Origin of the sequence: Streptomyces specialis (assembly GCF_001493375.1) — a bacterium.
Classification (GTDB): Bacteria; Actinomycetota; Actinomycetes; order Streptomycetales; family Streptomycetaceae; genus Streptomyces; species Streptomyces specialis.
In genome coordinates this window covers 32,151-56,145 of sequence record NZ_LN929769.1, presented here as the reverse complement: position 1 = coordinate 56,145, position 23,995 = coordinate 32,151, and the positions used below count along the sequence as shown (strand labels likewise).

Here is a 23,995-nt window from a genome sequence, read left to right as displayed (position 1 = left end):
CCTCAGCGGAACCGGTGCACGTCCTCCGGCGTCACGGCGGCGTGCACCGGCCGGTCGTGCGGCTCGCGCGGCAGCTCCTCGACCACCTCGTGCCCGTAGACCAGCGCCACCAGCGCCGGCTCCGCGCCCGAGGCCGCCAGCCTGGCCAGCACCCGGTCGAAGCTGCCGCCGCCCCGCCCCATCCGGACACCGCGCCGGTCCACCGCCAGACCGGGCAGCAGCACCACGTCCGCCCCGGTCACCGCCTCGCGGCCCAGCCGCGGCCCGGCCGGCTCCAGCAGCCTGATCCGGCCGCCGCCGCGCTCGGCCTCCACCAGCCGCCCCGGCCCCTCGTACTCGGCCCAGTCCAGGTCGTCGTCCTCCAGCAGCACCGGCAGCAGCACCCGCGCGCCGCGCTCCCGCAGCGCGGCCAGCAGCCCGGTGGTCCCGGGCTCGTGACCCATCGACACGTACGCCGCGACCGTCCCCGCCCCGGCCAGCTCCGGCATCTGAAGCGCCCGCCGCGCGAGCGCCTCCGACGCCTGCGCCACCTCGTCGTCCGCCATGGCCGCGCGCACCGCCAGCAGATCCCGCCTGACCTCGCGTTTCAGTGCCGTCGTCTCCTCCACGCCGCCCGCTCGCTCCCTTCACACATACTCGCCCGTACGCATATCCATCGCCAGATCAAACCCGCTCATAACACGACGCACAACTCCAAAGTGCTCCGTGGCCGTGTGCCAGGTGGATAAAGTGACCGGCATGACGACACCTCGCCCCCGGATCAGCAAGGCTGTCATTCCCGCAGCCGGGCTCGGCACACGGTTTCTGCCCGCCACGAAGGCCACGCCCAAAGAGATGCTGCCGGTCGTCGACCAACCCGCGATCCAGTACGTGGTGGAGGAAGCCACCGCGGCCGGGCTCACGGACGTACTCATGATCACCGGGCGCAACAAGCGCCCCCTCGAAGACCACTTCGACCGCAACTACGAGCTGGAGGACGCCCTGCGCCGCAAGGGCGACTCCGAGCGGCTCTCCCGCGTCCAGCAGTCCACCGCCCTGGCGACCATGCACTACGTCCGCCAGGGCGACCCCAAGGGGCTCGGCCACGCCGTCCTGTGCGCCGCGCCGCACGTCGGCGACCAGCCGTTCGCCGTCCTGCTCGGCGACGACCTGATCGATCCGAGGGACCCGCTGCTCACCAAGATGATCGAGGTCCAGGCCGAGCACGGCGGCTCCGTCGTCGCGCTGATGGAGGTCGACCCGGAGCAGATCCACCTCTACGGCGCCGCCTCCGTCGATCCCGTCGCGGACGGCGTGCTGCGCGTCACCGGCCTCGTCGAGAAGCCCGACGCGGCGGACGCCCCCAGCAACCTGGCCATCATCGGGCGGTACGTGCTGGACGCCGGGATCTTCGAGGTGCTCGACAAGACCCCGCCCGGCCGCGGCGGCGAGATCCAGCTCACCGACGCGCTCCAGGCCATGGCCGGCGACCCCGCCCTCGGCGGCCCGGTGCACGGCGTCGTCTTCAAGGGCCGCCGCTACGACACCGGCGACCGCGCCGACTACCTGCGGTCCATCGTCCGGCTCGCCTGCGAACGCCCCGACCTCGGCCCGGAGTTCAGGTCCTGGCTGCGGCAGTACGTGAACGAGGAGATGCCGCACGTTGACTGACATCTGGTCGGTGGACGAGCACCTCGCCGACATCCTGCGGGCGGTCAGGCCGCTGGAGCCCATCGAGCTGCCCCTGCTCGACGCGTCCGGCTGCGTGCTCACCGAGGACGTCGTCGTGCCCGCCCCGCTGCCGCCGTTCGACAACAGCTCCATGGACGGCTACGCGGTCCGGGTCGCGGACGTGGAGGGCGCCACCCGCGAGTGGCCGTCCGTCCTCTCCGTCGTCGGGGACATCGCGGCCGGCGGCGGCGACCTGCCGACGCTCTTCCCCGGACAGGCCGCCCGCATCATGACCGGCGCGCCCGTACCGCCCGGCGCGCAGGCCGTCGTCCCGGTCGAGTGGACCGACGGCGGCCGGGGCGGCGGCCCGGTCGACTCCATGCACGCCGCCTCGGCCGTCCGGGGCGGCGGGGGCGAGGTGCGCGTCTTCCGGCCGGCCGCCGAGGGCGCCCACATCCGGGGGCGCGGCAGCGACGCGCCCGCCGGGGCCCTGGCGCTCACGGCCGGTACGGTCCTCGGGCCGCCGCAGATCGGCCTGCTCGCCGCCCTGGGGCGCGCGACCATCCTCGTGCGCCCCAGGCCACGGGTCGTCGTGCTGTCCACGGGCAGCGAACTGACCCCGCCGGGCGAGCCGCTCGGCCCCGGCCGGATCCACGACTCCAACAGCTACATGCTGACCGCCGCCGCGAGACCGCCGGAGCGGTCGCGTACCGCGCGGCGGCCGTCGCCGACGACGCGGAGACGCTGCGGGCGGCGCTGGAGGACCAGTTGATCCGCGCCGACCTCGTCGTCACCAGCGGCGGCGTCAGCGTCGGGGCGTACGACGTGGTCAAGGAGGCACTGACCGGCGACGTCGACTTCCGGCGGCTGGCCATGCAGCCCGGCAAGCCGCAGGGCTTCGGCCTGATCGGCGCCGCCCGCACCCCGTTGTTCGCCCTGCCGGGCAACCCGGTCAGCGCCTACGTCTCGTTCGAGCTGTTCGTCCGCCCGGCGCTGCGGGCCATGGCGGGCCACGACGGGACGGCGCTGCACCGGCCGCGCGTACGGGCCCGGCTGGAGACGGACGCCCCGCTGTCGTCGCCCCCGGGCCGGCGGCAGTTCCTGCGCGGCGCTTACGCGCCCGCCGAGGGCACCGTCCGCCCGGTCGGCGGCGCCGGCTCCCACCTGATGGCCGCGCTGGCGGGGGCGGACGCGCTGATCGAGATCCCCGAGAACGTGACCGAGGCCGCCGCCGGTGCCGAGATGACGGTGGTGCTGCTCGGCTGAGCGAGGGGTACCGTAGCTGCTCATGAGCACCCCGCACCTCACCCATCTCGACGGCTCGGGAGCCGCCCGGATGGTCGACGTGTCCGGCAAGGACGTCACCGCGCGCACCGCCACGGCCAGCGGCCGGGTGCTCGTCACCCCGGCCGTGATCGAGCTGCTGCGCGGCGAGGGCGTGCCGAAGGGCGACGCCCTGGCCACGGCCAGGATCGCCGGCATCATGGGCGCCAAGCGCACCCCCGACCTCATCCCGCTCTGCCATCCGCTGGCCGTGTCCGGGGTGACGGTGGACCTGACCGTCGCCGACGACGCGGTGGAGATCACCGCGACGGTGCGGACGACGGACCGGACGGGCGTGGAGATGGAGGCGCTGACAGCCGTCAGCGTCGCCGCGCTGACGGTCGTGGACATGGTGAAGGCGGTCGACAAGGGCGCGGTCATCTCGGACGTGCGGGTCGAGGAGAAGACCGGGGGCAAGTCGGGCGTGTGGAGCCGCGGCCGATGACGCCGTACCGGGCCCTGGCCGTCACCGCCTCCCACCGCGCCGCCGCGGGGATCTACGACGACACCACGGGACCGCTGCTCGTCGAGGCGCTGGTCTCGCTGGACTTCGTGGCCGACGGCCCGGAGGTGGTGCCCGACGGCGAGCCGGTCGAGGCGGCGCTGCGGGCGGCCGTCGCCGCGGGCTACGACATCGTCCTCACCACCGGCGGTACCGGCATCTCGCCCACCGACCGCACGCCCGAAATGACGCGGCGCGTCGTGGACTTCGAGGTGCCCGGCATCGCCGAGGCGATCCGCGCGGCCGGGCAGGCCAAGGTGCCGACGGCCGCGTTGTCGCGCGGCGTGGCGGGCGTCGCCGGGCGCACTCTCATCGTCAACCTCCCCGGTTCGCGCGGCGGCGTCAAGGACGGCCTGGCCGTGCTGAGACCGCTGCTGCGGCACGCGGTGGACCAGCTCAGGGGCGGCGACCACCAGCAGTGAACGCGCACTCGTGGTCCGTCGAACTCGTCGACGGCGAAGTCGGTCTCCGCCCCATCTCGCAGCGCGACCACCGCGCCTGGCGGGAGGTCAACCAGCGCAACCGCGACTGGCTGCGCCCCTGGGAGGCCCCCCCCCCGCCGGCCCCGCCGGGTCAACTGGCGCCGCGGCGGCCGACGTTCCGGCAGATGGTGAGACATCTGCGCGGTGAGGCCCAGGCGGGGCGGATGTTGCCGCTGGTGGTGACCTACCAGGGGCGGCTGGCCGGGCAGTTGGCGGTGGCGGGGATCACGTGGGGGGCGGTGTGCTCGGCGCACATCGGGTACTGGGTGGACCGCGCGGTGGCCGGGCGGGGGGTGATGCCGACGGCGGTGGCGCTGGCCGTGGACCACTGCTTCCGCTCGCTGGGACTGCACCGGATCGAGATCTGCATCCGTCCGGAGAACGCGCCGAGCCGGCGCGTGGTGGAGAAGCTCGGGTTCCGCGAGGAGGGCGTGCGACCGCGCTATCTCCACATCGACGGCGCCTGGCGGGACCATCTGGTGTTCGCGATGACGTCCGAGGAGGTGCCGCAGGGGCTGCTGACGCGGTGGCACCGGCAGCGGACCCCGCCAAAAATAAAATAGACGTTCGAATTCAGATAACAATCCGAAGAAATGCCCAGGAGGACGTCCTGAACGCGCGACACACCGCCCGATTTGGCAGTTGGACCCACACGAACCCCTCTACGGTGTGAGCGTGAGCAGCAGTGGCCTCATCTTCGCAATGATCGTCGGGGCCTGGGCCGCGTATCTGGTGCCGATGTGGCTCCGCAGACACGACGAGCTGAACGAGGCCCGCCCGACGGAGCGCTTCAGCACCGCCCTCCGGCTGCTGACGCGCGGCAGACGCGGCGCGCCGGCGACCGAGACGGCCGCCCCGGCCCCGCCCCCCGCCCGCCCCCCCCACCCCCACGTGTGGATTGGGCGTAACGAGGGCGATGGATGTTAGAGAGTTCTGATGTTAAAGGATGCGGCATAACGCGTGTACTCTGTGGACCCCGTCGTCGGCGAGGTCAGATGGGTATAGGAGACAGGCGCACCCCCCTGTTCGACCAGTACGCCGACGACGACCACCGCCGAGCGGCCGGCGGCTAGCCCGGGAACGGATTTCGGAACGACGCGGCGTAGGTGCTAGTGTTTCCACGTCGCAAGGGCCTGTAGCGCAGCCTGGTAGCGCATCTCGTTCGCAACGAGGGGGTCAGGGGTTCAAATCCCCTCAGGTCCACCGGCAGGGCCGTTCACGAATCCAGGTGTGAGCGGTTGACCAGGTCCCGTCCGATCGGATTGATCGGGCGGGATCTCGGGGTTTCCGGGTTATGTTCGAGGTGGTGTCCGAACACGGACGGGCTCCGACACGGCTGCTCAGCAGGGTGCTGTCCGGTGGCGGAGGTGGTTTCTGGTGCTGGAGACGCACCTAGGCCGCTTTGGGGCATGCGGTTGCTGGCTCGGCCAGGAGCCCGGTCGGGAAGCCGAACGGCGACAGTGCGGTGAGGGTGTGGATGGCGTTGGGGCCGATGCGTTTGCCGGGGGTGTCCAGGACCAGGCCGAGGGCGAACTGGGGGTGGCCGCTGACTCGTCGGCCTGCTTGCTGGTGTCCTTTGGGATGTCGTCGGCTGGCGGCGACGAGCAGGGTCGCGGAGTAGCCGAAGACACCTTCCTCGGACCCGCCACTGAAGTGCCAACCGGCGGAGATCTCGATCGAGCCCAGACCAAGGTACTTGTTCGGCTCGCCGTGCCAGGAGGGGATGGAGGTGGTGTCGACGCCGACGTCACCGTTCCAGCTTTTGAAGTGGCCGCGGCGATGGGCGAGGTGAACGGTGACGAGCACCATACGGTCGCTGATCTCCTGCAGCAGTCGGCGGCGGCGGACGTGCTCGGGGTCGGTGCTTTCCCACGCCGCGGCGGCGCGGGCAGCGTCCGCTTCGGGCAGGCGCCGGCGTCGATCGCATCGATACGGGTCAAGTGCGGTGGTCAGCCGGTCAAAGGCGCGGTAGACACTCCGGGAGAAGGCGATACGGGCGTGCACGTCGTGCTGGTCGAGTTCGGGGACATCCAGCCATGTCCGGGCCCGTGGCCGCAGTTCGTCGAGCAGGACCCGGCAGGCGTCGGCGAGGGTGGCGCTGTGGTGGCAGTGCAGGCTCAGCAGCAGGCCCACCAGCACTGTCCGCGCGGGCAGACCGTTCGATCCGGGACGGTCGGCGAGTTCGCCATCGATCAACTCCAGCGCCCGAAAAGTGCAGCAGGGCGTTGAGCTGGCCGACCTTCGAGTCCGGAATCTCAGCCGGGGCATCACTGGTCGCTCGTGGTCGGCTCTGCTTGATCTTCGCGGGGTTGCGCCAGGCCCGGGGCCGGGTCACTGCTGGGACCCCCGGAGCAGGGCGAGGGCGGTTGCTTGGCCCAGGGGCGGGACGTGCGGCTGGTAGCGGGTGAGCGAGGCGGCCGATGCCAGTCCTGCGGCTTTGGCGATCAGGTCGTGGTCGATGCGTGCTGCCATGAGTTCGACGATCCATGTCGCCCGCAGCCGGCCCACGGAGAGTGGGGGCAGGCTTGCGGGTGGTCGATGCAACAGAGACCAGGAGCTGACCAGGTTCTTGGCGTACTCGGTGGTGCGGCGGGGGCGGAAGAGATAACCGCGGCCCGCGACGTCGGCCAGCTCGCCCAAGACGGGCTCCCACTCGGCGCGCGCTGCCAGCGGCACGGGTCGGTCGACTGCGGTGTGCAGCACGGGCCCGTCGCGGCGCGTGCGCCGCAGGTGGTGGCCCCGGCTGGCCGCGACTTCTTTCGGGGTCAGTCCGTAGCCCGCGCCGAGGCCCAGAAGGGCCAGGGCGTCGTTGCGTTGTTGGCCGCGCAGATGCTCGGCCCAGTGCCGCAGTCCGGCCACCTCGCCCCGGTCATAGGGCCGTTGGGGCTGCGGTTCGGCGTGGAGGCGGGCCGGGGTTGCTTCCCCGCGCTCAGTCCAAGCAAGCGCGTCCCGCACCCGAAGCAGCCACGTCCGGTAAGTGCGAACCGAAGAAGCTTCGATCTTCCCGACGCGGGAGAGGACGAAGGCGTCGATGTTCTCGTTGCGCAGCCAGGCGTCCGGATCCCGTTCCACGCCTGTGGCCTCCGCCCACAGCGCCAGCGACGCGGTCACGTGCAGCAGCCGCTCCAACTTGTACGGTACCGCGCAGACGGTGGCGGCCACCACGGACCGCACCAGCGGCGCCACTGCCTCCCAGGCTGGCGGAGCGTCCCGCGGCCGGTAGCGCGTGATCTTCGCGGACGTGTCGGGATTAAGGACCACGGTCCATGCATACCGGCTGGACAAGCAGCCATTCCAGGAAAGATCCACTTCAACCGATAGGATGGCGCGCACATGGTCGGCGGACGCGCCTGCGCACGCTCCCCCAGGCAGATGACCCCGGATCCGGAAGCCTGGCCCGAGACGCCCAGCACCGACCCCGCTGTCGAGGCGATCCGTCAGATCGCCCGCGCTCTCGGAAGCACCCTGGACGAACGGAACTGGAGTCTGCGACGAGTGACGGCCGGCTCGCGTGTCAACCGGCAGGCCATCGCCGACCTGCTCGCGGGCCGATCCTGGCCCGATGTCGCCACCGTGGCGCGCCTCACTGCGTTCGCCTGGACGGCGTTGTGGCCGACCGGGCTCACGATTGATCGAAGGACGGAACACTGAGCCTCGATTTCCGCCCGAAGTCACCACAGGTGTGATCGGGCATGGCGAATTCATGGCTCCGCCCACCGAGCTGAGGAAATCTCCATTAGTCTCGGTGGTGCGGGAGCCACTATCTCTAGGGCGCTCACGCAACCCGGCACCGCCGAGCTGAACCCTCGGCGGTGCCAGCCTTATCGCCGCCAGCACAACACTCGGCCAACGGCAGGTCTTCTCAGTTCCTTAGGCGCCTCCCTCCATGCGCTCACCGGACGTGGAGGCGATGGCGAACCATCCCACAGGACCTTCGACGACCCGTCCTTCCGTGGTGAGTCGCTTGAGACGCGAGCGGGTGGTCTCCACTCGGCTCGTCACGGACACGTCCTCGCCAATGGCCGCCGCGATGTCCCGTACCTTCATCGCCCGTCCGGCCCCCGCCAGCAGCACCAGCATCCGCTCGCGGCCCTCTTCCAAGCCAACGGGCTTCGCCAGCCCGGATTGCTGCTCGCCTGAGCCCTCATCCGTGTCGCTCTCGAGGGCGCGCTGCCCGGGCTGGTCCGGTTCGGCCTCAGGCTCCTCGTGGGCCATCACGGCGGCAGGCAGCATCCGCAGGACCTTTCGCGCGACCTCCAACTCGTTCAGGGAGCTTTCAGCCGCCGCGACCTTCGCCCGGAGCGCTTCCAACTCGCCACGGATGACGGCCACTTGTTTAGACGTCGTTTCGTTTGGTGGGATGGGTCGTTGTGCTGGGCATGGCGAGGCTTGTCGAGCGGCTGGTGCCGGATGAGTTGTGGGAGTTGTTCCGTCGGGTAGTACCCGAGACGGTGGTGATACGCCCGCAAGGAGGCGGACGTCGGCGCGCCGGGGACCGTGAGTGTCTGGCCGCGATCGTGTTCGTGGCGACGTCGGGCTGCACGTGGCGGCAGGTCCCGCCGGGGTTCGGGCCGGCATGGCCGACCGTCTACCGTCGCTTCGCGCGCTGGAGCGCGGACCGGGTCTGGGCCCGCCTGCACCGGATCGTCCTGGACGAGCTCGGCTCCCGCGGTGAGCTGGCCTGGTCGCGCTTCGCCATCGACTCGGTGAGCGTCAGGGCCCTCAAAGGGGGCCCCTGACCGGACCGAATCCGACCGACCGTGGCAAGAACGGATCGAAAATCCACCTCGTCACCGACCGGTCGGGCCTGCCGGTCGCGGTCGGTATTTCCGCGGCCAACACGCACGACAGCCTCGCCCTGCGGCCGCTCGTCGCGTCGATACCGCCGGTCCGCAGCCGGCGCGGGCCACGCAGACGCCGACCGGGCAAACTGCATGCGGACAAGGGCTACGACTACCCCCACCTGCGCCGATGGCTGCGCGAACGAGGTATCACACCCCGTATCGCGCGTCGCGGCAAAGAGACCTCACGGCGCTTGGGCCGCCACCGCTGGGTGATAGAGCGCACGATGTCCTGGCTCGCCGGCTGCCGTCGGCTCCACCGCCGCTACGAACGCAAAGCGGAACACTTCCTTGCCTTCACCGCACTCGCCACCACACTGATCAACTACCGCCGACTCACCAAGTGAAACGACGTCTTATCCAGGAGCCGCAGTGAGTGCGCGACGTGAGGATCCACCTGTACCTCCCGGCTCTTGGCGCCCCGTGGGCCAGAGACCCAGGCAACCGTAAGGCCTGCAGCCAGAAGATCGCAGGAGCAGACCGGCAATGCCCCAAACCGACAACTCCCGTCTACCAGAAGACCATTACTGCGCCAGAGCTGACGCCCCCTGTTCGCCCCACACGCGGCGACATCCTGCCTCGGTGAATGAACACCGCCGCCTATCGATCTCGTGTGTGGTTGGCGGTGAGGCGTCGGGGAGCCTGATCGTCGATCGCGGCCGCGTGGCGGGGAACGCGACCCGTACAGCGATCACGAGGGACCGAAGAACCAGCGACGGACCCCGTGATCGCCAGCGATGGCGAGTGGCCTTGACGCTGCTGGGCAGCGGTCGTGCTGCCACGGCGTGCCCAGCAGCGCAACACGCTGGAGGATCAGTACTTGGCGTCCGCCAGGGCGGCAGCGGCACTACGAACGCTCGTGGCCGCATGGTGCAGTTGCGTAGGCAAATCGGCCAGTCGTGCTAGGTCACGTGTTGTCGAAGCCAACAGCGGCACGCTGTCTTGGAGGTGTTGGAGTTTTCGGCCTGCCTCATAGGGCCATCCATGTCGTTTCCTCCGACACGCCAGGTGGGCGCCTACGCTGATCGTCAATATCCGACTTCAGGACTTTCACCAGGGATGCCAGTTCAGGCATTTGTTGTGCGATGGCACCCAAGAGCGGGCCGAGGCGGTCGACGTAGGCCTCCTGCGCCTCTTGGATCATTGTTACCAGCCGGGCCTCGGTCAGGCTATTCAGCCCTGCCAGGGCGTCTTGCCCGTCAGCTTCGCGGGCACGCTTCCACTGTTCTAGGATCTGTACAGTGCATTTTCCTCCGCCCGCTCCGTCGATTCGTTTATGGTGTACGTTGCAGAGGAGCATGAGGTTGGCGAAGCTGTACCTTTCCTCAACGCTCCACGATGGGTCATACCGCTTCCCGTCGGAGTTGAGGGCACGAACGTGCGCGATGTCTAGGTTGAGCACGGGCTTGTCGTCGATGATGCGTACGGTAGGTGTCCCACACCGGGGGGCGTAACAACCGCCCCGAGCCAGGGTCATCAGCGCGGCCACGGTGGCGTTGCTGTAGTTCCTGCGTGGTTGCTTAGCCACTGCCTTCTCCTTCGTTCTAGCTCCAGACGCCGGTCGCGTTGTAAACGACGGCGAGGGGGAATTTTCCTGATTCATTGTTCAGTCGGGCCAAAGCCGCGTGTTGACCTCCCCGATCTGGAGCAGTCTGTTGTCCGGATGTGGATCGGATCAGGAGGCGTGGTTTGCGCGGTGGGTCGAGTTCGGTTCGACTTCCGGGCGAAGATCCGGTCGTTGCTGCAGGGCACCGGAGCGCCTTCGCCGTAATTCCGTGAGATTTGAAGAACTCTTGTCGTCGCTACGGCCGCTTGCCCAGAGGGGACAAAACACGAGGCGGGCGGAGAGTCCGCTCTCCGATAAAGGCTCGAAGGCTGGACCTACCTTGAATTGTTGGTTCTCGCGTGGAACAGCTGATGGATTGCTCGCGCACTGTGTGGTGAGAACCTCCTGGCGGTGCGTGGCGAATGCACCGCGCCGAGCCCACCTCCGCTGAGCACGAGGCGCGACGTGTCGGCCGAGCCGCGCCGACGGGAGCTGTGGGCCGGCTTGGGCTCTATCCGGTACTGGGTTGTGGTCTGAGGGCTTCTCGTCGTCTCACCCGACGTCGCCGTCGTCGCTCTGGCAGGGCGGAGGAGGTCGTGTAGTGGCGTCCCGAGTTCGGCCCATGCCTGTAGCCGGGCCCAGTCGGTCCAGTGGATGTGGTGTTGGTCGCCCCAGGCTTTGGCGTCGCGGGTGAAGTCCGCGTTGGTGACGACTACCGCATGGTCCGCGCGGTGAACCGGGCGAGCCGTGCCCTTCACCTGGTACAACCCCGAAGAGCTGACCTTGCTTCCGACACGGGTGTGCTTGGCCTGCAGCACGATCCGGCCTCGCCGCTCGTGGTCCCCGATGACATCGGCGACCTGGTCGCCTTTCTGACCGACCACGCGTGCGGTCCAGCCGTCGCGAATCAACAGGTCCCGCAGTGCGAACTCGAAGGCCTTGTCGACCATGGCATCCAGGTCTGTGAGCCGGACTCGCAGCTTGGCGACCATCGCGGCGCGCGTCCGCCGAAATCGGGCCATGCGCCGAGTTCGCCAGATCCCGTACGCCACGGTCCCGATGGCCGCGGCGACCGACACTGGCCACCCTCGAACCAGGAAGTGGAGCATAGCCGCAGCCAGTTGGACCGTTGCCACCGCGACCGCCACAACTACCACGCCAGCAGCAAGTAGCTCTCGACTACCGCGGGGTTTACGCAGGCGCGGTTGACGAGCCGCCATCAACGGTCCACCGGTGGGAGGTGTCGGTGGACTCCACGATCTGCCGGGCCCATCAGCACGCTGCCGGCGCGAGGAAAAGGAGGCTGACCGTCCGGGCCGGCCGGGCGCGGACGGCCTTGCGGGCGAACCGGACGACCACGCGCTGGGCCGCTCGCGCGGCGGCCTGACCACCAAGCTTCACCTGGCCGCCGACGCCTCCGGGCATGTCCTGGCGGTGGTGGTCACCGGTGGACAGCGCGGCAGGCCCCCCACAGTTCACCGAGATCATGGACCGCATCCGCGTCGCTCGTCCCGAAGGCGAGCACCCGCGCACCCGCCCGGCTCACGTGATCGCCGACCGGGCGTACTCCTCCCGGAAAATCCGCGCCTACCTGCGACGGCGGCAGACCACGCACACCATCCCGGAGAAGCGTGACCAGGCCCGGACACCGCCTGCGCCGGGGCTCGGCGGGCGGCCGCCTGCCCGGCTTCGACACCGAGCGCTACAAGAACCGCCACAAGATCGAATGCGGATCGGCCGCCTCAAGCAGGCCCGCGGTGTGGCCACCAGGTACGACAAGCTCGCGACCAGTGGTTCCTCTGCGATCAGGAGCTTCACCCCCGTCCAGGCTCAAACACTCGTTCGCTAACGCGTAATGCCCTGCGCAGAGCTCTGGTGGCCTATGAAGACGGACAGGAGTGGAAAACGCATGGGTAACCGCCGATACCGGCGGTTACCCATGCGTTACGAGGTGGCCGTGTCAGAGATGGCAGACAGCGCAGGCAGCCGAGTCGTCGTCCTCGTCCAGCGCGTCCGAGAGGATCTCCAGCAACGGCCGGTTTGGCTTCTTGCGCTTCGCGGCTCGCTCGAGTGCGGCCCGGTGCTTCGCCTCAATCTCCTCACGACGCTCGATCAGCTCGTGTAGCGACTCGCCCTGAGACCAGGTGTACTGGCGGTCCTGCATGGCTGTGCGCTGGTAGTTGACCTTCTCCTCGTAGGCTATGGCCTTCTCGAAGAGCTCCGGGTGGCGTTCCTTGAGGCCGACCCACTCGTGCTTGCGCTGGAAGAAGCAGAAGTAGCAGCCGGAGCGGGTGCGCCACTCGTAGTAGGCGGGCAGACCGATGCCAGCCTCGTCGAGGATGCGGTCGACGCCGGCCCGGTCGATCCCGTCCTCTCGGAAGGGGAAGACCGCGGTGATGTTCGGCTTGGTGCTGACGTACCCGAGGCGGTTCTCGTCGGCGCGGATGGCGACGTAAGAGACGGCCTCGTCCTCGCCGATCCACTCCTCAAGGGGCTTGATCTTCAGGTTCTTCGTGCACCAGCGCATCTGAGGGCTGGGCAGGGTCCCCTGGTAGACCTCTAGCCAGTGGTCGAAGTCCCGGGAGGAGTTGAGCCGCTGGATGGGCTTGCCAAGGGCGCCTTCAAGGCGGTTGAGGTATTCGTAGGTCTCGGGCAGCTCGGCGCCGGTGTCGCAGAAGAAGTACTCCATGTCCGGCACACGGTCTCGCATGTAGATCGCGAGGGCGGAGGAGTCCTTGCCCCCCGAGATCCCGAGTACGTGGCGCTTCTTGCTGCTGGAGCCGTCGGCGTCAGTCACGGCTACTCCTTCCTCTCGGACGAGGCGTCGTCATAGTTGGACAGGCGCTCGGCCAGGGCGGCGAGCAGGATGCGCGCGCCGTCGGGGCCCAGTGCTTCCTCAGCTTGCTTGATGACACTGACAACGAGCTTGTCCGCGGCATTCCGTGACTTCTTCGGGACGTGGATGAGCGTGCGCTCCTCCGTCCCCTGGGGACTGGTGAGGGTCAGTAGGTGAGTATCGATCTGGCGGTGCTTGGGCTTCTCGCGACTGCGGACCTTCTCCAGAGTCTCACCGGCGTCGGCCGGCGCCTCCTCAACAGCGTTGTACAGGTGGCTCACGCGATCCAGTGCGCGCGCCCTGTCCCGCACGATACGAGGGAAGACATCTACGTCACGGTCGGTCCAGTCCCCGAGGGCCTGGTTGGTGAGCTGGACGACGAGCGTACTGAGCCAGTCATCGTCCGGAAGCATCTCGTTGATCACCCGGGCCACGAAGCCTTGGAGGCTGACCTCGAGAGAAGCGTCGGCGAAGCCGCGCATGCGTTCGGCCAGACCGGCGCGCAGCTCACCTGAGTTGGATGCGGGGATCCGGAACTCTTTCGCCAATGTCTCGACCACGTATCGGCGCAGGTACGCGCTTGCGCCAGTGAGCTCGTTGAGCGCGGCGGTGAGGCGTACGACGTATGCATCCGCCGCCTCGGGGGCCTTCCGAGAGCCCGGAGTAATCTTCTCAAAACCGAGTGCTTCGGGAAGCTCTTCGAAGACCAGTTTGTCCGGGTCAGTGGCCTTGAACAGCACATCGCGGACCACAAGGGTGTCATCACTGAGCCGCCGGGTCTTCCGCGAGTGCTGGTCCAGGACCATCATCCGCTCCAGCATCCCGCGGGTGACCGCAAGCAGCACCGGATTCCGGTTCGCGCGGCTGCGGGGAATGTCGACACCGAGTGTTTTCACCAGGCTGTCGAGGATGAGACGGCGCTGCCCCCGGTCGACAGGAGTCGCTTTTACGGTGAAGCGCTCCGGGTAAGGGACATTGAGCCGTTCCACGATCGCAGCGGTGAGGCGGGGGCAGTAGTTGCCCTCCTCGAAGAGTGCGACGTCGTTGCCGCGCAGAACGAGTCCGGCGACCACCAGGATCGGGACGACACCTGCCTTCACGCCATACGGAGGGGCCATGAGCCGCTCGTAGATCTCTACGATGCTGGTCGGCTCCGTGGCCTCGCTCAGCGCCTCCTCGAGTGCTTCCCAGGCAGGCATGACGCTCTCGTTCACGTCAGCGCTGGGGCGGGACATTCCGTGGGTGTGGAAACTCCCGTCGGAACTTCCACCACCGCCGACCTCTCCAGCGGCACGGTGCAGCCCGAGGTGCTCGATGACGCCGTCGTATAGCGCACGTTCCGCGGGGAACTTGTCCTCGGGCCAGCCGAGCCGTGGCAGTCCGGTCTTCTCGATCATCGCTGTGATGACTTCGCGGCGCGTGCGAGCGGCGTTGCTGGTGAGCTGGTGACGCCCCACCATCTCGTTCCGTACCTGTGGAGTCTGGTGGTACACCGCGTTGCACGCTTCGGACACGAGCCCCGCGTAGCTGCGGGCTCTGAGTTCCCTGGCGGGTTCACCGTCGGTGTCCTCACCGCTCTCCCACAGGTACCAGCTCGACTCGTCGCTCCCCGGACGGAATGCCTCGGCGAGCATGGTCGTAATGCGCTGCGAGAACTCCCCGGCTCGCTCATTGATCTCTCTCCGGGCGACATGGTCTAGTTCCTCGTCACCCATGAGGTCCTGGAGTGCCACAAGGGTGATGCCGGCATCCAGCAATGATTGAGGGTCCTTGGTCACGCCAATGACGACTGGCAGGGGAGACGCGACCCGCGGCTTGGCCTGCAGATCGCCGAGATGGAAGACGAGCATTCCGTCGGCCGCGTCCTGCACGACTTTCGGTCCCTGTAGCTTCTCGGTCCTGTGGCTGACGGCTGTCACGAAGTGCCGCTGCATGCCGGTGAGCTGGCTGTGCGCGCCCGCGGCGACAGCGTTCGGAAGGACACTCGACCCGAGGTGCTTGTTCAAGTAGCGGATTACGTCGTCAGGCTGTAGCTGTGTGGCGATCTCGTGCACTCGGGCGTCGATATCGACGTCGGTGCCCTGCCAGATCCGATACTCATCGCTGTACGAGCGGTGTACGACGAGCCCATCGTTCACCAGCTTGTCCAACCGCTTCTTCAGCTGGTCAAACCGCTTGGTGTCGGTGGCGTCGATCGGGTCGTTCAGTGCAAACTGGATCATCGCCGGCGTAGCACGGAGCAGTCCGTCGGCGTCGATGAGGTTGAGGACGCCGATGGCCTTGAGCAGCTCCTGGTCCTCTTCAGGGAGCCCGTGAGCTTCTTCAAGACGGGCGTCGATCTCCAGCCACCGGCTTGCCTTCGAGGAGGCGAGGATTGTGGTGCGCCCCGCGGAGAAGAAGAAGTCGTACAGCTGCGGGATCCGGATGGTCGAGGCACGCTCCGGTGTCCCAGCTGCGAAGGTGTCGAGGCTGCGTCGCACGGTGTACGGCTCGTCGTTGACGAGGAATCCGCTGAGGCTCCGGTCGTTCTGACCGATCTGCGAAGCCATGAGTGGCCCTGCGACGGCGGTGAGCGGGTGCAGCGGATACAGATGGGCGAACGACTCCGCAGAGATGTCGACGACCGAGTGCAACGACTGCTCGCGCCAGATGCGGTATGCGGCCTGGGCCTGTGCTTCGATCAGCTTGCGTCCCTGTTCCGGTACCCCGGAGTGAGACAGCTTCCGCTGCAGAAGGTAGACCGCGTCACCGAGGTTGGGGGCGAAGGTGATGTCTTCGAAGCGCCCCTGGATCTTGGCCCACTCCTGGGTCTGCACAGCGCTGGACCGCGAGGCGTAGTCCGTGAAGGCCAGGTGCTGCAGTGTGAACATGAACAGCGGCAGACCGTTGGCCCCGGCCCCCTTCTCCGCGAGCAGCTGTAGCAGGAAGACGTCGCTCTCGGCGTTGCTGCCCTCGCTGATGGAAGCCAGATGCTCCAGGGTCTTGCCGAACTCATCGATGACCAGCAGGAGCGGTGCCTTGCCGCACAGCGTGGTGACCGCGTCTAGCAAGCTGTCGGTCGTCGGCACGTCTTTCTCGGCGCAGGCAGCCAAGACAGTGGAGACGTCCTTGGGGACATGCTTCGGCCACCTGCGCTCCACCGCCGTCCCCAAGGCTCGGTGGATGGTAGCTGCCAGCGGCTCTCTGCGCGCGGTGGTGACAGCACTCAGAAACCCCTCAGCGGCGAGCGCCTCGCGGTTCTCGGAGATCTCCTGCGCCAGCTCGCTGTTGGTGGCGGCCACCGCCTCGTACGCGGTCGTCCTGCGCTCGACGTCGTGGCCGAGGAGAGCGTCGATCAGGTTGGCGAGGGTGGACTTGCCGGAGCCGTACGGGCCTGTGAAGGACCAAGCGCGGGTTCGCTTGAGGTCACGGAGGGCGTTGCCCACCCGGTCCAGGACGTCGAGGGCGCGCACGCCGACGTACGGGGAGTGGAGGTCCGGCTCTCGTACGTCGCGCTCTAGATTGGTGGAGCGGAACTCCGTACCAACGAAGTCGATCCCGGTTGGGATCTGGATACCAGAGTCTTCTGACTTGGTACGGAGAGAGGGCTTGGCGGCCGTGGTCACGAGAGCTCCTCGAGCATGTCGGCCTGCTGGGGAAGTTGCCCCTGTGCGGCCTCAGTGTCGTCCGTGGTCTTCTTCAAACCGGGGTTCTGCCGCGCCCACTCCTCGGGAGTCGGGAAGTTGTCGTGGTCGCGTACACGCCCGTACTGCTCGTCGAGGATGTTCCAGGCGAGCGTCTCCGGGTTGTCGGCGAAGCGCAGGCTGCGCTGACCGAGCGACTCCACGATCTCCAGCTGCGGGTGGCTGTCGACGAAGGCTTCGATCGACCTGGCAAGCTCCGGCTCGCGCATACGGAAGGCACGGCCGGGGGCGCCGGGCTCGCTGGCGAGGCGGGCCAGTGAAATGGAGTCCGGCTTACGGGAGAAGCGGGCCGCATAGTCAAGGCAGGTGTGGACGAGCACACGGGGTGGAAGGCTGGGGCGGATGCCGCTGGTGAAACGGTACGTGCGCTCCTTACCGCGGCCACTCTGGAACTCCAGGAGGCCGAGTTCACGGAAGGGGCAGAGGAGCGAATCCTCGAAGCTGCCCGGGGAAAGCGGGTTCGCATCGGCATCCGGTGCATACATCTTGATGAAGCACTCGACGTCACGAGTGATCGACTCCGCCGCTGGCCATACCTCGCGCTTGAAGCTGTTGTGCACCTCACGCGTGATGAGAGCGGACATCTCCTCGACCGTAACGCGGGCGAGCGGTGAGAGGTGGAACATCGCATACCAGCTCGGGGCGAGGCACTTGTCTTCCTTGCTGCCGGAGACCAGCCACCAGTGCAGCAACCACAGACTCCCGGTGTCCTCGAGGTAGGGGTCGGCGCCGTCCTCGTCCAGAAGCCACCGGGCGCGCCACGTCGGGGCGGCTGCGAGTGCTCGCGCCTGTGCTTCGGCGCTGCGGTACTCGTGGGTGAGTTTGAAAGCCTGCGACCAGTAGCGCATGGAGTAGACCATGTTCTTACCCACGCCCAGGCGCACGAGCGCGTCCGGGGCATGGAAGAGCATCTCGTCCTTCTTGACCTGCAGGTATGCCTTGTGCAGCCAACCGAAGCGCGGGGGGAAACTTTCGTGCCTGTTGAATTTCAGTCCGACGACGTCGGAGAGACGGCCTTCTGGCATTGTGGGTCGAACCCTTCAGTTCAAGGTATGCGTGCGGAGTCTTGGGGTGCCGGTCAAGGGCCGGTGCTGGCGTCCATGACTGTCTGCACGTGGGTGACAGCTCGTTCGGTGGTGTCGATGGCGCGGCGAACCTCCTGCTCCGTGGTGGCGTAGCCCAGCGAGAAGCGAAGGGTGGAGTCGGCTGCTTCCCTGCTGAGCCCCATGGCGAGCAGGACATGGCTCGGACTTGGCGCCCCTGCGGAGCAAGCGCTGCCATCGGACGCGGCGACGTCAGGCATTGAGGCGAGGAGCGCGTCGGCGGGAGTGCCGGGGAAGGTGATACTCGTGACGCCGGGCAGCCGCAGGGTATGCGCACCGTTGACATGGCTTCCAGGGAGCCGCGCGAGGAGCTCGCCCTCCAGCAGGTCGCGCAGCTTGGTGATGCGTGGAATTTCGTCACCGAGCTGCCGGCGCACGGCCTCGGCAGCAGCGCCCAGGCCGACGATGCCGGGAACGTTGAGGGTGCCTGCACGCCAGCCACGCTCGTGGCCTCCACCGAAGACCAGCGGGTGCTGAGGCAGCGGGGTGCCGCGTCGGATGAACAGTGCGCCAACACCCTGCGGCCCGCCAAACTTGTGAGCGGACAGAGACAGCATGTCGACATCAAGATCACTCAGGTCGAGAGGAAGCCGACCGACATACTGCGTCGCATCTGTGTGGACCAGTGCGCCAGCCGCGTGCGCGGCCTCAGCCAGGGGCGCGAGGTCGGTGATCACCCCGGTCTCGTTGTTCGCCAGCATGATGGAGACGAGGGCCGTGCCATGCTGCTGAACAGCAGCTCTGAACGTATCCGGGTCGATCTGCCCCCCACTGGCAACAGGCAGGATGACGAGGGCGCCCGAAGTGTTGTCTGTGAGTGCCCGGGCGGTTTCCAGGACCGCCGGGTGCTCAACGGCGGAGACGATGATCAATCCCCGATGTGCGTAAGCAGCCTGCAAGGCAAGGTTGTTGGCCTCGGTCGCACCAGAGGTGAAGATGAGTTCGCCGGGGGAGCAGCTCAGTAGATCAGCGAGCTGCCGACGTGCTTGGTCGACCCTGCTCGCGGCGTCGCGGCCGTGGTGGTGGATGCTTGAGGCGTTGCCCACGGCGCAGAGCGCGTCATACGTGGCCTTGAGCGCCTCCGGGCGCATGGGCGCGGTTGCGTTGTAGTCGAGGTAGACGGGCTGTGCACCATACGTCTCTGCTGCCACGGAATGCCCCTCGCTGACTATGGTTCCGTTCCCTATGCCTTCGCTGGTGGCTGCTCTCGGCCGGTAGCTCATGCTCCGCCAGGAGACGACTGAGATCCTAACGAACGTTGGTGGCGGGTGGGACCGGCGCACCGCAGGAAGTGCACTTCCCTGTGCCAGTGAGCAGTCCCATGAGGAGTGCACCCGCCTACCTACACGGGGTGCTCAGCGGGTGCGTGTGGAAGGGCCCGTTTCTTCCAACCGGGCCCCGGTTGTCAGCGATCAGGTCTACTGTTGAGCGCACGTCGTGGCCCGGGTCGCGGCAGTGACGACAGCGAGGGAACGCCGTACAGCGAGGGGCTCTGAAGGTGCGCGGTGAGGCCGTGCGAGGCGTGGGGGCGTCTCGCTTGAGGTGTCGGAGAGCAGAGGCCGGATGAACACGCCCGGCATCGCATTCACACATGTTCTCGATGCAGCGCCTATCGAGTACGTGCAAGGCCTCCTCGGGAAGGATACCCGCTCGCTTCTTGACCTCCTGAACGGAGGGGCCACCGACGAAGCCATGCTGCGGGCGGTGGCCGCGGCCGCGGTGTCGGCGGAAGAACTGCTCGCTGACGCTGACCGGCGAGACGGGTTCCTGGCACTGCTGCCGAACGAAAAGACGGAGGAACTCGCTGAGAGGCTGGGCTGGAAACGCTCTGGGTGTGCTTCGAATTTCCTGGCGAAGTGTGAGTGGAAGGCGGAGCAGAAGCAGACACTTCTGGGCTTCCTTGGTCTGATCGTTGAGCGGGCGCCGAAGACTCAGCTGGCCTTCCGCGGTGCGGCAGAGCCGCGTTACGGACTTTTTCCGCATCAGCGCCGTGCAACCGCGCGAGCCCGTGAGCGGCTGTACACGGATGAGCGCCGAGTAGTTCTTCATCTTCCGACGGGTGTCGGGAAGACTCGGACGGCGATGAGCATGACTTGTGATCATCTGCGGTCACATGAGCCGACTCTCGTGGTCTGGCTGGCTCGGGGGAGCGAGCTTCTGGAGCAGGCTGCCTCTGAGTTCGAACGAGCGTGGGCAAGTCTCGGTAATAGGGAGGTTCATGTTGCCCGGGTATGGGGAGACGCTGCGACGGACCTGGACGGAATCACCGACGGGATCATGGTTCTCGGCCTCGACAAGGCGGTGGCAGCAGCCAAGCGGGATCGCGAGTTCCTGGACCAATTGGCTCTGAAGACCACGCTGACTGTCTTCGACGAGGCACATCAGGCCGTTGCACCGACGTACCGCAGGGTCACGGACGCGCTGACGCTACGCCGTGACGCGAGCCTGCTGGGGCTCACCGCGACCCCGGGGCGCACCTGGTCGAACATCGACGAGGACGAGCGGCTGTCGGAGTTCTTCGCCCGGCAGAAGGTCATGCTGGACATCGAGGGGCATGGCAACCCGGTAAGTGCCCTGATCGAAGAGGGCTACCTGGCGCGGCCGACCTTTCGCACCGTCGCGGCCAACTCCGGTGTTGAGCTGAGCACGAGCGATCGACACGCGCTTGCTGATGCGTTTGATTTTCCCGAAGGACTACTTGAGCGCCTGGCAACAAACGTGCAGTGGAACCTGCAAGTTGTTCAGACGGTTCTTGAGCTCACGAAGAAACACCAGAGGATCCTTCTCTTCGCAGGATCTGTGGAGCACAGCCGGTTGCTCGTGGCGACACTTTCCACGCTCGGTATCGACGCGGAGCAGGTGACTGCGGAGTCCTCGAAGAGGCATAGAGAGAAGGTGATCGCCCGCTTCAAGGGGAACTCCAGTCGACCGATGGTGCTCTCGAACTACGGCGTACTGACGACCGGATTTGATGCGCCAGCCGCGAGTGCTGCCGTGATCGCACGGCCTACGACGTCTCTGGTGTTGTACAGCCAGATGGTAGGGAGGGTAATTCGTGGGCCAAGGGCGGGTGGGACCTCGACATGTGAAGTGGTAACCGTTATTGACCCTGAGCTTCCAGGGTTCGGAGACATCGCGGACGCATTTACCAACTGGGAGGACGTGTGGAACAACAGATGATCGAAGTCGAGAGCTACCCGATCGTCAGTGCGGACATGACGATCAAGGCGATGCGTGACAGCGGCTACAAGTCCACCGCACATGCCATCGCCGAGCTCATCGACAACGGCATTGAGGCCCAGGCGGACGTCGTCGAACTCTTTGCCGTGGAGGGAACGGAGCGGCCCACCGCGCGCTCGCGTTACCGGATCGAGAAGATCGCAGTGATGGACAACGGCAACGGGATGGACTGGGAGACGCTAAGGCGGTCGCTGCGCTTCGGGGTAGGCACTCGGCAGGAGCGTAAGGGGATAGGGCGATTCGGCGTCGGCCTTCCCAACTCCAGTATGTCTCAGTGCCAGCGCGTGGACGTTTGGTCGTGGCAAACCGGGCCGGACAACGCTCTCCACACCTACCTTGACCTGCGTGAGATCGACGGTACCGAGACACAGGTACCAGAGCCTGACCAGCAGGCTGTCCCCACAGGGTGGCAGAGGCTGAGCCAGGGACTCGGCCCCTCCGGAACCCTCGTGCTCTGGACGGCGCTCGACCGTGTTCAGTGGATGGGCGCGGGCACGACCCTGAGGCACACCGAGGAGCTCATCGGACGTATCTACCGCAGGTACATCGCCGATGGTCGGTGCAGGATCCGCCTCGTACCCGTCCACGGCTGGGAGGAGCTTCCGGAAGCGGCTGACGCTCGCCCCAACGATCCCCTGTACCTGACGCCAGTGTCGTCGACTCCCGCCCCGTTCGACAGGAAGCCGATGTTCAGGCCCATCGGGGCCGGCTCCACTGGCAAGATCGGCGTCGAGCAGTTCATGGTGAAGGGAGCGGACGGCAAGGAGTACCCGGTCACGGTCCGGGCCTCGATCGCCACCGACGCGGCTCGCCGTTCTGACATCGAAGGTGAGCTCTGGCCGGAGCACGTCTCCCCGACTCTGGACCCTGGCCACACTCTCTGGGGCAAACACGCTGCGCGAAACCTCGGCATCTCCCTGATGCGAGCCGATCGCGAGCTCGACCTGGACAAGGGCTGGACCAGCACCTACGACCCGGTCGAGCGGTGGTGGGGAATCGAGATCGACTTCCCACCCCAGCTCGACGAGGTCTTCGGTGTCACCAACAACAAGCAGGCGGCCACGCTGTTCTCCTCCCTGGCCCACTTCGACTGGAAGGAGGAGGGCGAGGGGCTCACCCCGCTGGAGTTCAAGCAGCGGCTGGTGGAGGAAGGTGACCCGCGCGTCCCGCTCATGGAGATTGTTTTCCACGTACGGGACAAGCTGCTCAAGCTTCTGAGGGACGAGCTGAAGCAGCAGACTCGGGGTACGCGCAAGGCGCGGAGCCGTCACGAGCCGGCTGAGAAGCAGGCCGAACAGGCCGTGCGACGGCGTCGCACGGAAGCACGCCCCAGCGAGACCGACACGCTGGAGACGCAGAAATCGCCGGAGGAGAGCCAGCGGGAGCAGGTCGAGAGCTTGGTCAATCGGCACAAGTACACACCGCTGGACGCCGAGCGCATGGTTGCCGAGACCATGGCGCAGAATCGCCATGTCCGTCTGCTGACGAGCCACAACCCGGACTCCCCCGCGTTCTTCAACGTCGAGTTCATCCCCGGCGTGCTTCAGGTCTCGCTGAACATGGACCACCCCGTGTACGAAGACCTGGTGGCCGTGCTCGACGACGACTACCAGGGAGCCAGCGAGAGCGAGCTCAGGGATCGACTAGAGAGGGCCTCCAGCGCCTTCAAGCTGCTGCTGTTCTCCTGGGCGCGCTTCGAAGACGAGTCCGGCCCGAAGATGAAGGAGCGTACGAAGTCCTTCAGGCAGGACTGGGGACGTATGGCCAAGGAGTTCTTCTCGGTCGACGAAGAGGACGATGAGTGAGGCCGGACCATGTCTGGGGACAGCTTCATGAGCTGCTCAGCTCGGCACATGAACGCGTCGTGCTGGTCGCTCCCTTCATCAAGAAGGAGGTCTTCGCCGCGGCGCTGGCTGCCATCGGAGACCGGGATGTCGAGCTGCTCTGCGTGACCCGCTGGGCGGTCATGGAGATCGCCGCCGGCGTGACGGATCCGGAAATCGCAGAGCTCGCGGAGCAGGACGACCGCGTGACCGTCAGGCTCTGCCATGACCTTCACGCGAAGCTGTACGTGGCGGATGAGCGCTGTCTCGTCGGCTCCGCGAACCTCACAGGCCGTGCAACCGGTCGCCGACTCCCGAAAAATCTCGAACTGCTCGTTGAAGTCCCTACTGGTCATCCAGAGGTGCAGTCCGTCCTCGAACAGATCCAGCAGACGGCCATACCGGCAGATGTGGAGATGGCGAGGCAGTTACGGAGCCAGGCGAACCTCCTGGCCAGTGCGGTGGATCGGTCGGAATTCGTTGTTGTGGTAGACGAAGAAGCGGATTCGAAGCGTGCCCGGTGGCGTCCAGAGACCCGTGTGCCGCTCCGGCTCTACCCCGTATACCAAGGGCTGAAGTGCGACTACCCGAACGAGATTCTTGCTGGAGTAGCACGGGACCTTGCTTACCTTAATATCCAGCCCGGCCTTGACGAGGCGGCCTTCTCTCAAGCTGTTCGCTCCCGCCTTTATGAACTGCCTGAGGTGACCGCACTGGCTGTCGGGGGCAGCCTCAGCCTTGCGACTCTCCAGCGGTCGATCATGGAAGCGGACGGGCGTGAGGAGGAGGCGGCTAAACGCGCGGCAGAGAACATCGCCGAATGGTTGAGTTATTTCGACGAGGTTCAGATTGTGCCTACGGGACCTTGGGAAATCAGGCGGGGGCGTGAACTCGCATGAACCGCTTAACTTGCCGATGAGTCAGGTGCGGATGCCATTCCGGTAGAAAATCACGCGAGGAAATTCT

20 protein-coding genes, 1 tRNA gene and 2 pseudogenes are annotated in these 23,995 nt (G+C 67.0%); 13 read left to right on the top strand and 10 right to left on the bottom strand.

Going from position 1 to position 23,995, the window contains the following annotated elements:
• Positions 1 to 2: 2 nt before the first annotated feature.
• A complete protein-coding gene (locus tag BN2279_RS05485; RefSeq protein ID WP_059007012.1) occupies positions 3 to 608 on the bottom strand; it encodes a 5-formyltetrahydrofolate cyclo-ligase in 606 nt (201 codons plus the stop codon).
• Positions 609 to 738: 130 nt separating this feature from the next.
• On the opposite strand from BN2279_RS05485, the gene galU reads away from it, so the two are divergent.
• From galU to BN2279_RS05450, 7 genes and pseudogenes are all read left to right on the top strand, one after another.
• Positions 739 to 1,650 carry a UTP--glucose-1-phosphate uridylyltransferase GalU gene (gene galU, locus BN2279_RS05480; protein WP_059007290.1) on the top strand — a complete coding sequence of 304 codons (912 nt, stop codon included), beginning with the start codon at positions 739 to 741 and terminating at the stop codon, positions 1,648 to 1,650.
• Positions 1,643 to 2,916 (top strand): annotated as a pseudogene (glp, locus tag BN2279_RS29765) (molybdotransferase-like divisome protein Glp). Before galU ends, glp begins: the two are co-directional and overlap by 8 nt.
• Positions 2,917 to 2,938: 22 nt before the next feature.
• Complete coding sequence (gene moaC, locus BN2279_RS05470; RefSeq protein ID WP_059007010.1) at positions 2,939 to 3,418, top strand: cyclic pyranopterin monophosphate synthase MoaC; 480 nt, start codon at positions 2,939 to 2,941, stop codon at positions 3,416 to 3,418.
• Entirely contained in the window at positions 3,415 to 3,897 is a 483-nt protein-coding gene (locus tag BN2279_RS05465; RefSeq protein ID WP_059007288.1) for a MogA/MoaB family molybdenum cofactor biosynthesis protein, read from the top strand. The genes moaC and BN2279_RS05465 overlap by 4 nt, the downstream gene beginning before the upstream one ends.
• Entirely contained in the window at positions 3,894 to 4,520 is a 627-nt protein-coding gene (locus tag BN2279_RS05460; protein ID WP_059007007.1) for a GNAT family N-acetyltransferase, read from the top strand. The genes BN2279_RS05465 and BN2279_RS05460 overlap by 4 nt, the downstream gene beginning before the upstream one ends.
• 112 nt (positions 4,521 to 4,632) lie before the next feature.
• Positions 4,633 to 4,884 (top strand): hypothetical protein, encoded by a 252-nt coding sequence (locus tag BN2279_RS05455; RefSeq protein ID WP_159037077.1) that lies wholly within the window; start codon positions 4,633 to 4,635, stop codon positions 4,882 to 4,884.
• A 202-nt stretch (positions 4,885 to 5,086) separates the two neighbouring features.
• Positions 5,087 to 5,160 (top strand) — tRNA-Ala (locus BN2279_RS05450).
• A 189-nt stretch (positions 5,161 to 5,349) separates the two neighbouring features.
• Here the strand turns inward: BN2279_RS05450 and BN2279_RS05445 are convergent.
• The gene (locus tag BN2279_RS05445) at positions 5,350 to 6,153 is read right to left on the bottom strand and encodes a hypothetical protein (protein WP_059007003.1); all 804 of its coding nucleotides are present in this window, start codon (positions 6,151 to 6,153) and stop codon (positions 5,350 to 5,352) included.
• 135 nt (positions 6,154 to 6,288) lie between these two features.
• Entirely contained in the window at positions 6,289 to 7,218 is a 930-nt protein-coding gene (locus tag BN2279_RS05440; RefSeq protein WP_059007001.1) for a hypothetical protein, read from the bottom strand.
• A 111-nt stretch (positions 7,219 to 7,329) separates the two neighbouring features.
• On the opposite strand from BN2279_RS05440, the gene BN2279_RS05435 reads away from it, so the two are divergent.
• Positions 7,330 to 7,608, top strand: coding sequence for an XRE family transcriptional regulator (locus BN2279_RS05435; RefSeq protein WP_199827637.1), 279 nt, complete (start codon positions 7,330 to 7,332; stop codon positions 7,606 to 7,608).
• 219 nt (positions 7,609 to 7,827) lie between these two features.
• Here BN2279_RS05435 and BN2279_RS05430 read toward each other — a convergent pair whose 3' ends face one another.
• On the bottom strand, positions 7,828 to 8,289 hold the full coding sequence (locus tag BN2279_RS05430; protein ID WP_059006999.1) for a hypothetical protein: 462 nt from the start codon (positions 8,287 to 8,289) through the stop codon (positions 7,828 to 7,830).
• A gap of 47 nt (positions 8,290 to 8,336) precedes the next feature.
• On the opposite strand from BN2279_RS05430, the gene BN2279_RS28370 reads away from it, so the two are divergent.
• Positions 8,337 to 9,145 (top strand): IS5 family transposase gene (locus tag BN2279_RS28370; RefSeq protein WP_104530948.1). Its coding sequence is split into 2 segments (ribosomal slippage): positions 8,337 to 8,684 and positions 8,687 to 9,145, totalling 807 coding nucleotides; the frame shifts between segments, so codons are not numbered across the junction.
• A 623-nt stretch (positions 9,146 to 9,768) separates the two neighbouring features.
• Here BN2279_RS28370 and BN2279_RS27215 read toward each other — a convergent pair.
• On the bottom strand, positions 9,769 to 10,326 hold the full coding sequence (locus BN2279_RS27215) for a hypothetical protein (protein ID WP_234347476.1): 558 nt from the start codon (positions 10,324 to 10,326) through the stop codon (positions 9,769 to 9,771).
• 353 nt (positions 10,327 to 10,679) lie between these two features.
• On the bottom strand, positions 10,680 to 11,336 hold the full coding sequence (locus tag BN2279_RS31145; protein ID WP_324612817.1) for a restriction endonuclease: 657 nt from the start codon (positions 11,334 to 11,336) through the stop codon (positions 10,680 to 10,682).
• Between the two features lie 242 nt (positions 11,337 to 11,578).
• On the opposite strand from BN2279_RS31145, the pseudogene BN2279_RS31390 reads away from it, so the two are divergent.
• Positions 11,579 to 12,193, top strand: a pseudogene (locus tag BN2279_RS31390) (IS5 family transposase); the annotation flags it as partial.
• 111 nt (positions 12,194 to 12,304) lie between these two features.
• Here the strand turns inward: BN2279_RS31390 and BN2279_RS05405 are convergent.
• Genes BN2279_RS05405 through BN2279_RS05390 form a run of 4 tightly spaced genes read right to left on the bottom strand, consistent with a single transcriptional unit; the run spans position 12,305 to position 19,117 of the window.
• Positions 12,305 to 13,141 carry a phosphoadenosine phosphosulfate reductase family protein gene (locus BN2279_RS05405; RefSeq protein ID WP_059006993.1) on the bottom strand — a complete coding sequence of 279 codons (837 nt, stop codon included), beginning with the start codon at positions 13,139 to 13,141 and terminating at the stop codon, positions 12,305 to 12,307.
• A gap of 2 nt (positions 13,142 to 13,143) precedes the next feature.
• Entirely contained in the window at positions 13,144 to 16,785 is a 3,642-nt protein-coding gene (locus tag BN2279_RS05400) for a hypothetical protein (RefSeq protein ID WP_059006991.1), read from the bottom strand.
• A complete protein-coding gene (locus BN2279_RS05395) occupies positions 16,782 to 17,888 on the bottom strand; it encodes a DUF4007 family protein (RefSeq protein ID WP_059006990.1) in 1,107 nt (368 codons plus the stop codon). Before BN2279_RS05395 ends, BN2279_RS05400 begins: the two co-directional genes overlap by 4 nt.
• Positions 17,889 to 17,941: 53 nt before the next feature.
• The gene (locus BN2279_RS05390; protein ID WP_234347475.1) at positions 17,942 to 19,117 is read right to left on the bottom strand and encodes a cysteine desulfurase family protein; all 1,176 of its coding nucleotides are present in this window, start codon (positions 19,115 to 19,117) and stop codon (positions 17,942 to 17,944) included.
• Between the two features lie 412 nt (positions 19,118 to 19,529).
• Here BN2279_RS05390 and BN2279_RS05385 point away from each other — a divergent pair, with 412 nt between their 5' ends.
• From BN2279_RS05385 to BN2279_RS05375, 3 genes are read left to right on the top strand one after another with little or no spacing between them, the layout of a single operon-like run.
• Positions 19,530 to 21,146 carry a DEAD/DEAH box helicase gene (locus tag BN2279_RS05385; RefSeq protein WP_059006987.1) on the top strand — a complete coding sequence of 539 codons (1,617 nt, stop codon included), beginning with the start codon at positions 19,530 to 19,532 and terminating at the stop codon, positions 21,144 to 21,146.
• Positions 21,143 to 23,011, top strand: coding sequence for an ATP-binding protein (locus BN2279_RS05380; protein WP_059006985.1), 1,869 nt, complete (start codon positions 21,143 to 21,145; stop codon positions 23,009 to 23,011). Before BN2279_RS05385 ends, BN2279_RS05380 begins: the two co-directional genes overlap by 4 nt.
• Positions 23,008 to 23,928 (top strand): phospholipase D family protein, encoded by a 921-nt coding sequence (locus BN2279_RS05375; RefSeq protein ID WP_059006983.1) that lies wholly within the window; start codon positions 23,008 to 23,010, stop codon positions 23,926 to 23,928. The genes BN2279_RS05380 and BN2279_RS05375 overlap by 4 nt, the downstream gene beginning before the upstream one ends.
• The last annotated feature ends 67 nt before the right edge of the window (positions 23,929 to 23,995 follow it).

What these genes read in the sequence shown, in the direction of transcription:
- galU (WP_059007290.1), top strand. Translation starts at nt 739, where the DNA reads ATGACGACACCTCGCCCCCGGATCAGCAAGGCTGTCATTCCCGCAGCC.
- moaC (WP_059007010.1), top strand. Translation starts at nt 2,939, where the DNA reads ATGAGCACCCCGCACCTCACCCATCTCGACGGCTCGGGAGCCGCCCGG.
- BN2279_RS05465 (WP_059007288.1), top strand. Translation starts at nt 3,415, where the DNA reads ATGACGCCGTACCGGGCCCTGGCCGTCACCGCCTCCCACCGCGCCGCC.
- BN2279_RS05435 (WP_199827637.1), top strand. Translation starts at nt 7,330, where the DNA reads ATGACCCCGGATCCGGAAGCCTGGCCCGAGACGCCCAGCACCGACCCC.
- BN2279_RS31145 (WP_324612817.1), bottom strand. Translation starts at nt 11,336, where the DNA reads ATGGTCGCCAAGCTGCGAGTCCGGCTCACAGACCTGGATGCCATGGTC.
- BN2279_RS05395 (WP_059006990.1), bottom strand. Translation starts at nt 17,888, where the DNA reads ATGCCAGAAGGCCGTCTCTCCGACGTCGTCGGACTGAAATTCAACAGG.
- BN2279_RS05385 (WP_059006987.1), top strand. Translation starts at nt 19,530, where the DNA reads ATGAACACGCCCGGCATCGCATTCACACATGTTCTCGATGCAGCGCCT.
- BN2279_RS05380 (WP_059006985.1), top strand. Translation starts at nt 21,143, where the DNA reads ATGATCGAAGTCGAGAGCTACCCGATCGTCAGTGCGGACATGACGATC.